Raw genomic sequence first — 15051 nt, 5'->3', positions numbered from 1 at the left:
TCAAGCGATTTGGGAGAGAAATCGGCATGAAGTGGGTCAAGGGCGGCGCTATCGCGCTGGTGGCGGTTGTGGTGCTGGCGTTTACCGTGCTCGCCACGTGGGAGCCGTTCTTCGCCAGCGCGGCCAATCCGCCTGCGGACAGGGTCTACACAGCCGAGATCATCCGCGACGAATTCGGCGTGCCGCATATCTACGGGGCAACCGATGCCGACACCGCCTATGGTGTCGCAATCGCCCATGCCGAGGACGATTTCTTCACCCTGCAGGATGTCGTCGCGATGAGCCGCGGGCGTTATGGCGCGATTGCGGGCGAGGACGGGGCGAAAGTCGATTATGTCTACCACCTGATCGACGCGCGCGGCACGGCGGAGGCGAATTATCCCAAGCTGCCCGCAGATACCCGCGCGCTGTTCGAAGCCTATGCCGCGGGCCTCAACCAATATGCGGCAGACCATCCGGAAGAACTGAAGCTGGGCAACCTGTTCCCGGTCAACGGGATGGATGTGGCCGCCGGGTTTGCGCTGCGCCAGCCGTTCTTCTTCGGACTGGATTCGGTGATCGGGCCGCTGGTGGCAGGGGACGACCTGCGCCGCGAACACGGCCCCGACATCCCCGGCTTCCCGCGCCCGCCGTTGTCCGGCGCCGAACCTGCAGCGGAAGCCGCCGCCCAGCCCGATCAGGCGCGCGCACTGGTTCTGCCGCTGGGCGAGGATGCCGAACACATGGGCTCCAACGCCTTTGCCGTCAGCCCTGAAAAATCGGGCGGGCCGACCACGCTGATCTCCAATTCGCACCAGCCCCTGCGCGGCGGCGTGGCGTGGTATGAACTGGTCGTCGAAAGCGGTGAAGGCTGGCATTTCGCGGGCGCGAATTTCCCGGGATCGCCCTTCCCCTTCCTCGGCCATAACGAACATCTCGGCTGGACCAACACGGTCAACACCCCCGACATGATCGACATCTACCAGCTGGAACTCGACGACAGCGGGATGCGCTACAGGCTCGACGGCGAATGGCGCGATCTGGAGAGCGAGATGGTGACATTGCCGGTCAAACTCGGTCCGGTGGTGCTGCCGATCCGGCGCGAGGTGCTGCGTTCTGTCCACGGCCCCGTGATCCGCAACGACACCGGCGCGTTTGCGGTGCGTTACGGCGGGATCGGCCAACTCGGCCAACTCGACGCCTATTACCGCATCAACAAGGCGACCACTTTCGAAGAATGGGAAGCGCAGATCGCGCGGCTGGCGATCCCTTCGACCAACTTCATCTATGCCGACAAGACCGGCACCATCGCCTATGTCTACAACGCCGCCATTCCCGACCGGCCGGAGGATGTCGCGGCCAATTGGCGCTCCGTCCTGCCGGGCGACCGGTCGGACCTGATCTGGGACGGCGCGGTCGATTACGCGGAACTGCCCAAGCTGGTGAACCCGGCGAGCGGGTGGATCTACAATTCCAACAACGAGCCCTTCACCGCTGCAGGCGCGGGCAGCGATCTGTCCCCCGACGATTTCTCGCCGGTGCTGGGGATCGAGCGCAAGCAGACCAACCGGTCATGGCGCGCCTACAAGCTGCTGAGCGAGGCGAGCCTGCTCGACCGCGCGACGCTGGAGGCGATCAAGTATGACACCGGCTACGAACGCGAAGGCTATGTCGCGCGGCTGTTCGACAGATTGGAGGCGATGCAGGCCGACGGCGAACTCGCCAAAGCGCGCGATCTGCTGCTGACCTGGGATTTCACCGCCGACAATCTGGGCAAGGCCGATGCGATTGCGCTGCTGATGATCCGCGACTTCATGTCGGCCGATTACAGCAACAAGCCCTTCCCCGATGTCGCCGAAAAGCTGCAGGCCGCCGCTGACCATCTGACGACGCATTTCGGAAGGCTCGACCCGCCGATGGCCGAACTGCTGCGGCTCCGGCAGGGCGATCTCGACCTGCCGCTCGACGGTGGTTCGGACACCTTGCGCGCCTCGACCACGTGGGATGTTGCCGACGACGGGCGATTGAGCCTCAAGCACGGGGACAGCTTCATCATGTGGATCGAATGGCTGCCCGGCGCGCCGGTCGTTTCGCGCTCGATCCAGCCATTCGGGTCCGCCACCACCCGGCCCGAAAGTCCGCATTACAACGACCAGATGCAACTATTCGTCGAACACAAGCTGAAACCCGTGCACTTTTGGCGCGATGATGTGTTGGCCAATGCCAGTGCCCGCACCGCTGTCACAAACGCCCGCTGAGCACCCCCTCCCTTTCCGCAATTTCCCTTTGCGCAACCGAAGAGACCACCATGACCAGACGCTTTGCTACTGCCAGCCTTACCGCACTCGCATTCGTGCTCGCCGTTCCCGCTGCCCCCGCGCTGGCGGATAATCACGCCGCGACCAGTGCCGCACCGCAGGCCACTGCCGATCTGCCATCGCTGGTCGATCAGGTCGCCATTCCCTACGAACAGTTCGAGCTTGCCAACGGCCTGACCGTGATCGTTCATGAGGACCGCAAGGCGCCGATCGTCGGCGTGGCGGTGTGGTACAATGTCGGATCGAAGGACGAACCCCAAGGCAAGACCGGCTTTGCCCACCTGTTCGAACACCTGATGTTCAACGGTTCGGAAAACGCGCCCGCGGACTACTTCCAGTATCTTCAGGAAATGGGCGCGACCGATTACAACGGCACGACCAATTTCGACCGCACCAATTATTTCCAGACGGTGCCCCGCCCCGCGCTCGAACGCGCGCTGTGGCTTGAAAGCGACCGGATGGGCTATCTGCTGGGCGCAGTGACGCAGGAAAAGCTCGATAACCAGCGCGGCGTCGTCCAGAATGAAAAGCGTCAGGGCGATAACCAGCCGGGCGGGCTCGTGTTCTACGAGATCCTCGAAACGCTTTTCCCCGAAGGCCACCCCTATCGCCATTCGCCGATCGGTTCGATGGCTGACCTCGACGCCGCCTCGATGGAGGACGTGCGCGACTGGTTCCGCGACAATTACGGCCCCAACAACGCGACACTGGTGCTGGCGGGCGATATTTCCGCCGCCGAAGCGCGCCCGCTGGTCGAAAAGTGGTTCGGCCCGATCGCGCGCGGTCCGGTCAATGAACCGGCAGCCGCCGCGATCCCGACGCTGACGCAGGACGTGCGCAAGGTGATGAAGGATCAGGTCGCGGCGACTTCAGTGAGCATCTACTGGCCCGCACCGGGCATCACCAGCGAGGAACTGACCGCATTGAGCGTGGGCGCGGACATCCTTGGTGGGCTTGCTTCCAGCCGCCTCGACGAAATCCTCGTGCGCGACGAACAGCTCGCGGTCGGCGTTGGCGCCAGCAACTACGATTTCCAGCGGGTCGGCATTCTCAACGTCAGCGCGACATTGAAGGACGGGGTCGAGCTGGCGACGCTGGAGGCGCGGCTCAAGCAGCTGATCGACTGGTATATCGAAACCGGCCCGACCGAGGATGAGGTTCGCCGGTCCGCCACGAACCAGCTTGCCGGGACGATCCGCGGGCTGGAACAGGTCGGCGGGTTCGGCGGTAAGGCCGTGACGCTGGCGCAGGGCGAAGTCCTTGCCGGCACGCCCGATTTCTACGCTGAGCAATTCGAACAGCTGGCGACGTTGACCCCCGCCCAGGTGCAGGCGGCGATGAAGAAATGGATGACAAAGCCGGCCATGACGCTGGTGCTCGAACAGGGCGAGCGCGATGCCGAATATGTGGAAGCCGGATCGGTCACGGCAGAGGACGAGAACGCATCGGAACGCGATCGCAGCGCCGAACAGATCACCGTCTCGCAGGAGCGCCCTGCGCCGCCGATCGCCACCATCGCAGCGCTCGATTTCCCCGATCTTGAACGCACCACGCTCGCCAACGGGATGCAGCTGACCTACGCGCAGCGCGACGCCGTACCGGCGACTTATGTCGCGATGTCATTCAATGCCGGCAGCGCGGCCGACCCGGTCGGTATGCGCGGTCTGGAAGACCTCACCATCGGCCTGTTCGACGAAGGCACGGCGCAGCTCACCGCGCAGGAAATCGCCGAGACCCGCGAACGGCTGGGTGTGAACATCTCCACCGGCGGGGGCGATGACCGTTCGACTTTCACACTCTCGGCGCTCTCGGCCAATCTTGCTCCGTCGCTCGAATTGTTCAGCCAGGTGATCCGCGAACCGGCCTTCAACCAGAGCGATCTTGACCGCGTGAAGGCGCAGACCGTCACCGGCATCCGCGCCCAGATGCGCTCGCCGCAGGGTCTTGCCGCGCGCGCGATCGGGGTCGAACTGTTCGGAACCGACACGCCTTATGGCGGGGTCAGCACGATCGAAAGCGTCCAAAGCATCTCGCGCGATGATCTTGTCGCGTTCAAGGATCGCTGGATCCGTCCCGACAATGGTCAGGTCTTCGTGATCTCCGACCGGCCGATGGACGAGGTTGTGAACCAGTTGAACGCCGCGTTCGGAGACTGGACCGCACCGGCCGCGCCGAAGGGGGAAAAGGACTTCTCCTCGATCGGCCAGACCGAAGTCGCGGGCAACCGGATCGTGCTGATCAACCGGCCCAATTCGCCGCAAAGCTTCATCCTTGCAGCGCAGGTCACCGATCTCGATGCGCGCGACGACAGCTGGGTCGATTTCACCAACGCCAACAACTCGCTTGGCGGCAACTTCCTCGCGCGGCTGAACATGAACCTGCGTGAGACCAAGGGCTGGAGTTACGGCGTGCGCGGCGGGCCGCAGGCGCGGGAGAACGCCGTGGTTTATGCAATTTCGGGCGGGGTGCAGGCTGACCGGACCGGCGATTCGGTTGCCGAGATGATCCGCGAGACGTCCGAATTCCTGACCACCAGCGGCGTGACCGAGGAAGAACTGGCCCGCAACGTCGCATCCGAGATCGGGACGCTGCCGGGCAGCTTCGAAACCTCGCCTGCTGTGCTGGGCGCGATGCAGACCCTGTCGCTTTATGGTCGGCCCGACAATTACTACGAAACTCTGGTGGATCGCTATTCGGCCCAGACCCGCGCATCCCTCGATGCCGCCGCGCGTGCGGCGCTCGATGTCGAGGATTTCGTGTGGGTCGTGGTCGGCGATGCGGAGAAGGTTGCGCCGCAGCTGGAATCGCTCGGTCTGCCGGTCGAAATCCGTCAAATGGATGCCGGGGAATAGGGCAAGCCAGCGCGCTTCGATCCAAAACCCGGTTGAAGCGCGCTGACATAAGTGTAAGTAGGCACAACCATTCGGGTGGTCGGGAGCGTCCTGCCACACGCGTTTCCAAGCCCGGGTCGCATCATGGTCCGGTTTCACATCAAGGAGTTGGACTATGTCTGTTGCAGGTACATACAAGGCCGTCGTCAAAAGCCCGATGGGCGATCAGAACGGCACGTTCACCGTCGTTCCGGCCGAAGGCGACAGCTTCACCGGTTCGCTGGTCGGCAGCCTGGGTTCGATGGATGTGGTCGACGGCAAGATCGACGGCAACACCCTGACCTGGAAGATGAACATGACCGTGCCGATGCCGATGACGCTCGATTGCGAAGCGACCGTCGAAGGCGACCAGCTGACCGGCAGCGTCAATGCCGGCGCGTTCGGCGCGATGCCGCTGACCGGCCAGCGCGAAGGCTGATCGCATTCCCCCACGGGGGCAACAAAAGGCCGCCGGAGTTCGCGCTCCGGCGGCCTTTTTGCATGGGTGCGCGGCGGTAGTTGCCAGCAGCCCGCCCGGCGGGTTATCTTCATCTTACGTCTGAACAAGGGAGGGACGCAAAATGAAGTTTCACGCTATTCTCGCAGGAGCCGCCGCGCTGGCGCTGACCGCCTGCAGCGGCAACACCGCCAACAGCAATATCGCTGCCGAAGAGGCCGCCGACGAGGCTGCCAGAGCCCCGGCAGCAGTCGAAACGCCGGTCGAAGCCGTCTTCCCTGATGCGGTCGGCGCTTTCGGTGACGGTTATCCCAATGCGGGCGATCCGTGCCGTAACCTCGGTGAAACCGCCGCGACGTCGAACTATCTCGACGACAGCCTGATTCTGGTCGGCTGCCCCGACACCGCCTCTGCCGAAGCGCTGAACGGCAAGATCGTCAGCACGGTCGAAGGGATCGTCATGGTCTCGGTTGAGACGGGCGACACACCGGTCGCGCCGACCACGGGCGAAGCCCCCACGCCGGACGAATAGGTTTGCCCGGCAGAAACCTGATCGCAGGCGGCGCGCTGATGATGCTCGCCGCCTGCGCCACCACCTCGTCCCCGCACCCGCTGACGGGGAGCGAATGGCAGCTTGCCGCAATCGACACTTCCGGCAGCACCACCACGCTCACCCCGGCGCTGCAGGCGCGGCACATGCTGACCTTCGGCGATGAGGGCGCGCTGGCGCTGCAGCTCGATTGCAATCGCGGGCGCGCGTCATGGACAGCGGGCAAGCCGCGCAACGGGGCAGGCGCGATTAGTATCGGCCCGATCGCCAGCACCCGCGCATTGTGCCCCGAACCCAGCTTCGGCAACCAGATGGCCACCGCCCTGTCCGAAGCCCAGACCTATGTCCTGACGATGGACCGGCGCGAGCTGGTGATCGAAACCGGCACGCTGCGGTTCACCTTTACTGCCGCCGAATAGGCACGCGGCGCGCGGATTCCGCGTTAGACTAAAGTCGCTCTCGCGCAGACTCCCCCTCTGGCATAGCCTTGCAGGCAGGATCGGGCGCACCCTCGCGCACCGGTCGTGCCCATCAGAGGGGGAGGACACATGAGCCACGACACGCCGCAGGGCCATGCTTCGGAGCATGACGGGCCAGACGCCCTGCCCGACATCGATGAAACCACCGCCGACGGCGAAACCAATCTGCGCGAGGACGCCTATTGGCATGAAAACCTGCGCCTGCTTGGCGTGCTGATGGCGATCTGGTTCGCCTGTTCGTTCGGCGCGGGCATTCTGTTCCGCGAATGGCTCGATCAGTTCATGCTCGGCGGTTACCCGCTCGGCTTCTGGTTCGCCCAACAGGGTTCGATCTACATCTTCATCGCGCTGATCTTCTTCTACGTCGTGCGGATGAAGCAGATCGAACACAAATACGATCTCGACGATTGAGGGGGGCCAGGCAATGGACACACAAACTCTGATCTACCTCTTCGTTGGGGTAAGCTTCGCGGTCTATATCGGCATCGCCATCTGGAGCCGCGCGGGATCGACCAAGGAATTCTATGTCGCGGGCGGCGGGGTGAACCCGGTGGTCAACGGCATGGCCACCGCCGCCGACTGGATGAGCGCGGCCAGCTTTATCTCGATGGCCGGGATCATCGCCTTTGTCGGCTATGATGCGTCGGTCTACCTGATGGGCTGGACGGGCGGCTATGTGCTGCTGGCGCTGTTGCTGGCGCCTTACCTGCGCAAGTTCGGCCAGTTCACCGTGCCCGACTTCATCGGCACGCGGTACTACAGCAAGGCCGCCCGCGTGGTGGCGGTGATCTGCCTGATTTTCATCAGCTTCACCTATATCGCCGGGCAGATGCGCGGCGTTGGCATCGTGTTTTCACGCTTCCTCGATGTCGACATCACCACCGGGGTGATCATCGGCATGGGGATCGTGTTCGTCTATTCGGTGCTCGGCGGGATGAAGGGCATCACCTATACGCAGGTGGCGCAGTTCTGCGTGCTGATCTTCGCCTATATGGTGCCCGCATTCTTCCTCAGCTTCATGATCACCGGCAACCCGATCCCGCAGCTGGGTCTGGGTTCGACGGTCAATGACGGGTCGGGACTATATGTGCTCGAAAAGCTCAATCTGGTGCTCGGCGACCTCGGGTTCGGGGCCTATACCGATGGGCAGAAGAGCATGATCGACGTGTTCTGCATCACGCTGGCACTCATGGTCGGCACAGCGGGCCTGCCGCATGTGATCGTGCGGTTCTTCACCGTTCCCAAGGCATCGGATGCCCGCAAATCGGCGGGCTGGGCGCTGGTGTTCATCGCGCTGCTCTACACCACGGCTCCGGCGGTGGGTGCCTTCGCCCGGCTGAACTTCATCGATAACGTCAATGAACAGTCCTACAGCGAAGCCCCCGGCTGGTTCACCAACTGGGAAAGCAATGATCTGATCGCGTTCAAGGACAAGAACGGCGACGGGAAGATGCAATACCGCATGGGCAACGCCTTTGACGGGAAGCCCGAATTCACCGGAACCGCTGGCGCTTCGGGTGAACGCGCCGTCAGCAACACGCCGGTCGAGGGCAATGCCAACGAAGTCTATGTCGATCAGGACATTATGGTGCTGGCCAACCCGGAAATCGGCAATCTGCCCGGCTGGGTGGTGGCGCTGGTGGCCGCAGGCGGGCTGGCTGCGGCGCTATCCACGGCGGCGGGTCTGCTGCTGGTGATCTCCGCATCGGTCAGCCATGATCTGCTGAAGCAGACCTTCCGTCCGAACATCTCGGAGAAAGGGGAACTGCGGGCCGCACGCATCGCGGCGACGGCGGCGATCATCATCGCCGGTTATCTCGGCATCTACCCGCCGGGCTGGGTGGCGCAGGTGGTGGCGTTTGCCTTCGGGCTGGCGGCAGCGACGCTGTTCCCGGCGATCTTCATGGGCATCTTCTCCAAGCGCATGAACAAGGAAGGCGCGATTGCCGGAATGATATCGGGACTGGTGTTCACCTTCGGCTACATCTTCTACTTCAAGCTGATCGCTGCGCCCGAAGCCAATATCGCCGCCAATTGGCTGTTCGGGATTTCACCCGAAGGGATCGGGGTGATCGGGATGCTGATCAACTTCGGGGTCGCGATCGCGGTGTCGATGGTGACGGCAAGCCCGCCGCTGGAAGTGCGCAAGCTGGTGGATTCGATCCGCGTGCCGCGCGGTGCGGGCGAAGCCCACGTGCACTGATCGCCGGCTTCGCTCTCCCACCCCCGCTCCTTCGGGGCGCAAGCGGGAAAAGGGGCGGCATCCGGCGACGGGTGCCGCCCCTTCGCATTCGCGCGCGCTTGCAGATTCGCCCGGATGGAGTAGCTTTTCGCCTGAGGGAGAGGGCCGGATCATGATGCTGGGAGCCGCGCTTGCAGCGGCGATTGTGTACCTTGGTGGATTGTTCTGGCTGGCCGCCTGGCGCGACCGGACGCAAAGCCCTGCGCTGCAGCGCCACGCGGGAACCGTCTACGGCCTCAGCCTTGCGGTGTACTGCACCAGCTGGACGTTCTTCGGCGGGGTCGGCACGGCGGCGACGGCGGGGTGGGATTATCTGCCGATCTATCTCGGGCCGATTCTGGTGTTCACCTTGGGGTTCGGGCTGGTGCGCAAGATCCTTGCACAGGCGCAGGCGCAGCATTCGACCTCGATCGCGGATTTCCTGTCCGCGCGGTACGGCAAAAGCGCGAGTATCGCGGCGCTGGTGACGGTGATCGCCACCCTTGGGACGTTACCCTACATGGCGTTGCAGCTGGAATCGGTCGGCAGCGCATTGCTGACGCTCGACCCCACCTTGCGCACGCAGGTCGCGGCGGATGAGCTGGTGCTGCTGGTTGCCGCGCTGATGGGCCTGTTCGCGATCCTTTTCGGATCACGCCGGGCTGACCGCGCGGGCGACAACACCGGTCTGGTGCTGACGATTGCGGTGGAGGCGGTGGTCAAGCTGGCCGCGCTGCTGGCGGTCGCCGGACTGGCGCTGTGGCTACTGCTGAGCGGGGCGGAAGCGCCGGCTGGCTCCCCTGCCCCCGCCCTGTTCGCCGCCGACCAGTTGGATGCGCGTTTCGCGACCCTCACCCTGATCGCCGCCGCTGCCGCGCTATGCCTGCCGCGCCAGTTCCACATGAGCTTTATCGAAGCCCCCGGCGACCGCGCCACCCCGGCAATGCAATGGGTGTTCCCGGCCTATCTGGCGTTGACCGCGCTGGTGATCGTGCCGGTGGTGCTGGCGGGTTTGGCCGTGCTTCCGGCGGGCACCGATCCCGATACGATCGTGCTCGCCCTGCCGCTGGTGACCGATAACACGGCGCTGGCGGTGCTGGTGTTCCTCGGCGGCTTTTCGGCCTCTGCCGGGATGATCGTGGTGGCCAGCGTGGCGCTGTCGATCATGATCACCAATGACCTGATCGCCCCGCTGCTGCTGCGCCGTGCGCTGGCGGGGCGCGGCGACCGGGGCAAGATCGCGGCGCGGCTGCTGCTAATCAGGCGCTTGGTGATCGCGGGCCTGCTGCTGGCCGCCTATGCCTTCTATCGCGGGTTTGCCGGGATCACCGATCTGGCGGGCCTTGGCACCCTCGCTTTCGCGGCAGCGGCGCAATTCGCGCCCGGGCTGGTGCTGGGGATGGTCAGCCAGCATGGCAACCGCGCAGGGATGCTGGCTGGGTTGGTCGCAGGCTTTGCATTGTGGCTGGCGCTGCTGATCTGGCCAGCGGCGAGCGGCACCGCGCCGCTGGTGAGCATCCATCCCGATCCGCTGGTGTCGGGCGTGGTGTTGAGCCTCGGGGTCAACGCCCTGCTCTACTGGTTCGGCTCCGCGCTCGCCCGGCCTTCACTGCTCGATCAGGCGCAAGCGGCGGCCTTCGTCGGCACGCCGATGCCCGGTGCCCTGCCGCGCCGCCCCACTGCAAAGCGGGTGGGCGACGTTCGCGCGCTGCTGACGCAGTTCGTCGGTCGGGAACGCGCCGATGCGGCGCTCGCCGCCGTGCCGCTGCGCAACGGCGATCCGGCAGACGCCACGGTCTTGGAACTGGCCGAGCGCGTTGTTGCGGGTGTCATCGGCACCTCGTCGGCGCGGATGCTGGTGGGATCATGGGCGGGCGGCGACCCGATCCCGCTGCCCGAAGTGGTCGCGATGTTCGACGAGACTCACCGCCGATTGTCGTTCAGCGGCGATCTGCTCCAGACCGCAATCGAAAGCATCGATCAGGGCGTGGCGCTGGTCGATGGCGATATGCGGCTGGTGGCGTGGAACAGCCGCTATCAGCAGATTTTCGATCTGCCCGATGCGCTGGTCAGCGTGGGCACGCCGATTGCCGATCTCATCCGCTTCAATCTGGAACGCAGCCACCTGCCCGAAGCCGAGATTGCCGAACAGGTCGCCCGTCGGCTGTACCACATGCGCGCCGGCCGCGAACACCGGATCGAGCGCGAACAGCATGATGGCCGCGTGCTGCGGATCGTCGGCGCGCCCACGCCCGGCGGCGGCTACACCACGTCCTATACCGATATCACCGCCGACCGCCGGGCCGAACAGGCGCTGGAGGAAAAGGTCGCAGAACGCACCCGCCAATTGAGCGCCGCGAACGAGGCTTTGGCGCAGGCGACCCGGTCGAAAACCCGGTTTCTGGCCGCCGCCAGCCATGACCTGATCCAACCGCTCAACGCCGCGCGCCTGTTCGCCTCGGCCTTGGGAGAGGAAGTCGCGGGGCGGCCTGCGCTGGAACGGCTGGTGGCCGATCTGGATGGCTCGATCACCTCGGCCGACCGGCTGATCCGCGCGCTGCTCGACATATCAAAACTGGATAGCGGCGGGGTGATCGCCAATGCCGAGCCGGTCGCGCTGGATCAGGTGTTCGAGGATGTGGCGCGCGAATTCGCATTGCAGGCGCAGGCCAAGGGGTTGCGTCTGCGGCAGGTGCGGACAACGGCATGGGTGATGGCCGACCGCGCGTTGCTCACCAGCGTGCTGCGCAATCTCGTCAGCAATGCGGTGCGCTATACCGCCACAGGCGGCGTGCTGATCGGGGTGCGGCGACGGGGCGATGACGCGCTGATCTGCATTCACGATAGCGGGCGCGGCATTGCGCCCGGCGATATCGAGCGCATCTTCAGCGAATTCGAGCGAGGCGTTTCGACCGACCGCGAAGGGCTGGGTCTGGGGCTTGCGATCGTCCGCCGGGCCGCGCGGTTGCTGGGGATCGACATCGAAACAGCATCGCAGGTCGGGCGCGGCAGCCGCTTTGCCTTTGCCATGCCGGTGTTGCGGCGAGAGGCGCTGCCGGTTCGGGCGGCGGCACCCCAGCGATCACCGGGACGGCTCCCCGCCGCCGCCGTGTTGGTGGTCGACAATGACCCTTCGGCGCTGGCGGCAACGGCCGCTCTGCTGGGCAAGTGGGGGCTGACCGTCACCTGCGCGGCGAACGGCGCGGACGCGGCCAGGGCGATGGCGCAGTCACCGGATATTGCGATCATGGACTACCGGCTCGACGGGGCAGAACGTGGCGATGCCGCCTATGTCGCGCTCTGCGAGGCATGGGGGACGCGCCCGCCGGTGATCTTGCTGACGGCCGAGGCTTCGGACGAAACCGAGCTGGCAGCGGCCCGGATGGGCGCCAATCGGTTGCTCAAACCGTCGTCGCCTGCGGCCTTGCGCGCGTTGATAACCACCTGTCTGGCAAAGGGCCGCGCGGCGAGCGGTCAGGCAGTCGCGGAATCTGTCGCGGGCTGATCGACGTCGAGCTTGGCGGCAAGCAGCACGGCCTGCGTGCGGCTGTTGACCCCCAGCTTGCGCAAGATCGCGGTGATATGCGCCTTTACCGTCGCTTCGCTGATGCTGAGTTCATAGGCGATCTGTTTGTTCAGCAGCCCCTGCCGGATCGCCGCAAGAATGCGGCGCTGCGCAGGGGTGAGGCTGGCGATGCGGGCCAGATCGTCGTCGGCCTGCGGCTCGCCTTCCGGAAACCAGATATCGCCATCGCGCACCGCGCAGAGCGCTTCGCGCATCGCTTCGAGGCTGGACGATTTCGGAATGAACCCCGCCGCGCCCAATTGCGCCGCCGCTGCCGCTACGCGCGGTTCCTCGCTGGCGGAAACGATCACGATGGGCAGCGCCGGATGATCCTGACGCAAGTCCATCAGCACGCTCAGCCCGGTCGAATCCGCCATGTGCAGATCGAGCAGCAGCGCTTCTGCCGCGCCGTCTGCCAGCGCTGCGCGAGCCTCGGCAGCAGAGCTGGCTTCGATGATCGCGGCATCGGGCCACACCTTGCCCACCGCATGGGCGAGCGCGCTGCGGAACAGCGGGTGATCATCGGCGATGATGACGCGCATGGTCATCGCATCAGCGGTTCTGCCTGCCCTCGACCAGCCGTTCGACCAGCGAAGGATCGGCCAGCGTCGAGGTATCGCCGAGCGCGCCGAACTCGTTCTCGGCAATCTTGCGCAGGATGCGGCGCATGATCTTGCCCGAACGGGTCTTTGGCAGGCCATCGGTGAAGTGGATGATATCGGGCGTCGCAATCGGGCCGATTTCCTTGCGCACGTGAGCTTTCAATTCTGCCAGCAGCGCGTCCGAACCGTCCTCGCCAGCGTTCAGGGTAACATAGCAATAGATGCCCTGCCCCTTGATGTCGTGCGGGTATCCGACCACCGCCGCCTCTGCCACCTTGGGATGAAGCACCAGCGCGCTTTCGACTTCGGCCGTGCCCATGCGGTGGCCCGAGACGTTGATCACGTCATCGACCCGTCCGGTGATCCAGTAGTATCCATCTTCATCGCGCTTGCACCCGTCGCCGGTGAAATACTTGCCGACATAGGTGCTGAAGTAGGTCTGCACGAAGCGCTCATGGTCGCCGTAAACGGTGCGCGCCTGACCGGGCCAGCTGTGGGTGATGCACAGGTTACCCTCGGCCACGCCGTCCATCACCGCGCCCTCGTTATCGACAAGCTGCGGGCGGATGCCGAAGAACGGCAGGCCGGCGCTGCCGGGCTTCATGTCGTGCGCGCCGGGCAGGGTGGTGATCATGCAGCCGCCGGTTTCGGTCTGCCACCAGGTGTCGATAATCGGGCAGCGGCCCTCACCCACCACGTCGAAATACCAGCGCCAAGCCTCGGGATTGATCGGCTCGCCAACGCTTCCGAGCAGACGGAGCGAGGCACGGCTACGGCTGGTCACGTGGCTATCGCCTTCGCGCATCAGCGCGCGGATCGCGGTCGGCGCGGTGTAAATGATGTTGACCTGGTGCTTGTCGACCACGTCCCAGAACCGCCCGTGATCGGGGTAGTTCGGCACGCCTTCGAACACCACGGCGGTGGCCGCGTTGAACAGCGGGCCGTAGACGACATAGCTGTGCCCGGTGACCCAGCCGATATCGGCGGTGCACCAGAACACCTCGCCCGGCTGATAATCGAAGATGTAGTGGAAGGTCGTCGCGGTCCACACGCCGTAACCGCCGGTGGTGTGGAGCACGCCCTTGGGTTTGCCGGTGGAACCTGAGGTGTAGAGGATGAACAGCGGGTCTTCCGCCGCCATGACTTCACAAGGGCAATCGGCGTCGCTGGCGAGGCTTTCCAGCCAATGGTCGCGGCCTTCCTGCATCGCGATGTCGCCGCCGGTGTGGCGGATGACCAGCACCCCATCGACCGGAGTCGCGTGGGCGGCAAGGTTCAGCGCCGCATCGACATTGGCCTTCAGCGGCACGCGCTTTCCGCCGCGCAGGCCTTCGTCGGCGGTGATGACAAAGCGGCTGCCGCAATCCTCGATCCGCCCTGCGAGCGCCTCGGGCGAAAAGCCGCCGAACACCGCCGAATGCACCGCGCCCAGCCGCGCGCAGGCGAGCATCGCAGTGACCCCTTCAAGGATCATCGGCAGGTACAGCGTCACCCGGTCGCCCTTTTTGACGCCCAGCGATTTCAGCGCATTGGCCATTCGCACGACTTCGGTGTGCAGCTCGCCATAGGTGAGCGTCTTGCTCTCGTTCGCCGGATCGTCGGGTTCGAAGATCAGTGCCTTCGTGTCGGCGTGCGCGGGCAGGTGGCGATCGACCGCGTTGTGGCACAGGTTGAGCGTGCCGTCCTCGAACCACGTGATCCCGACTGGATCATAGGCCCATTCCCCGCCCATCGTCGGCGCGGTGAACCAATCCAGCCGCTGCGCCTGTTCCAGCCAGAACGCATCGGGCGTCTCGACCGAAAGGCGGTACATCTCGGCATATTGTTCGGGCGTGCAGTGGGTGGGGGTTTGGGCTTGGGGCCGCTCGACGGCGTGGATCATCTCGACTCTCCCTTATCTCGGCCTGCTTTTACATCAGGCTACACCCCGCGCGCCCTCAGACAAAGGTCTTACGACCATCCGCTAACTGTGCGGCTGTGCCTGACCGGCCCATTCTTGCTGACGATAAC

Annotated in this window: 10 protein-coding genes; 8 read left to right on the top strand and 2 right to left on the bottom strand. The window is 64.9% G+C overall.

Annotated features, from left to right (window positions below; genetic code table 11):
- Window positions 1-26 precede the first annotated feature (26 nt).
- The 8 genes from Q0L48_RS04140 to Q0L48_RS04105 all read left to right on the top strand — a co-directional run bounded on the left by Q0L48_RS04140 (window position 27) and on the right by Q0L48_RS04105 (window position 12379).
- The gene (locus tag Q0L48_RS04140) at window positions 27-2237 is read left to right on the top strand and encodes an acylase (protein ID WP_296717585.1); all 2211 of its coding nucleotides are present in this window, start codon (window positions 27-29) and stop codon (window positions 2235-2237) included.
- Window positions 2238-2287: 50 nt separating this feature from the next.
- Window positions 2288-5149 (top strand): pitrilysin family protein, encoded by a 2862-nt coding sequence (locus Q0L48_RS04135; RefSeq protein WP_296717583.1) that lies wholly within the window; start codon window positions 2288-2290, stop codon window positions 5147-5149.
- 154 nt (window positions 5150-5303) lie between these two features.
- Window positions 5304-5606, top strand: a complete 303-nt coding sequence (locus Q0L48_RS04130; RefSeq protein WP_296717578.1) for a hypothetical protein — start codon at window positions 5304-5306, stop codon at window positions 5604-5606.
- A 142-nt stretch (window positions 5607-5748) separates the two neighbouring features.
- Window positions 5749-6156 carry a hypothetical protein gene (locus tag Q0L48_RS04125; protein ID WP_296717575.1) on the top strand — a complete coding sequence of 136 codons (408 nt, stop codon included), beginning with the start codon at window positions 5749-5751 and terminating at the stop codon, window positions 6154-6156.
- Window positions 6157-6158: 2 nt separating this feature from the next.
- Window positions 6159-6593: an META domain-containing protein gene (locus Q0L48_RS04120; RefSeq protein WP_296717573.1), complete on the top strand. Its 435-nt coding sequence runs from the start codon at window positions 6159-6161 to the stop codon at window positions 6591-6593.
- A 129-nt stretch (window positions 6594-6722) separates the two neighbouring features.
- On the top strand, window positions 6723-7064 hold the full coding sequence (locus tag Q0L48_RS04115; protein WP_296717571.1) for a DUF4212 domain-containing protein: 342 nt from the start codon (window positions 6723-6725) through the stop codon (window positions 7062-7064).
- A gap of 13 nt (window positions 7065-7077) precedes the next feature.
- On the top strand, window positions 7078-8856 hold the full coding sequence (locus Q0L48_RS04110; protein ID WP_296717568.1) for a sodium:solute symporter family protein: 1779 nt from the start codon (window positions 7078-7080) through the stop codon (window positions 8854-8856).
- Window positions 8857-9007: 151 nt separating this feature from the next.
- Complete coding sequence (locus Q0L48_RS04105) at window positions 9008-12379, top strand: PAS-domain containing protein (protein WP_296717565.1); 3372 nt, start codon at window positions 9008-9010, stop codon at window positions 12377-12379.
- On the opposite strand, the gene Q0L48_RS04100 is transcribed toward Q0L48_RS04105, so the two are convergent.
- On the bottom strand, window positions 12349-12987 hold the full coding sequence (locus tag Q0L48_RS04100; RefSeq protein ID WP_296717562.1) for a LuxR family transcriptional regulator: 639 nt from the start codon (window positions 12985-12987) through the stop codon (window positions 12349-12351). The two genes, Q0L48_RS04105 and Q0L48_RS04100, sit on opposite strands and share 31 nt — an antisense overlap.
- A gap of 4 nt (window positions 12988-12991) precedes the next feature.
- Entirely contained in the window at window positions 12992-14923 is a 1932-nt protein-coding gene (gene acs / locus Q0L48_RS04095; protein WP_296717559.1) for an acetate--CoA ligase, read from the bottom strand.
- Window positions 14924-15051: the final 128 nt, after the last annotated feature.

This window comes from Erythrobacter sp., from assembly GCF_024305245.1.
In the GTDB taxonomy this organism is placed as follows: Bacteria; Pseudomonadota; Alphaproteobacteria; order Sphingomonadales; family Sphingomonadaceae; genus Erythrobacter.
Note: the sequence above shows the minus strand (reverse complement) of the source record. Positions and strands in the feature narration are given on the sequence as shown.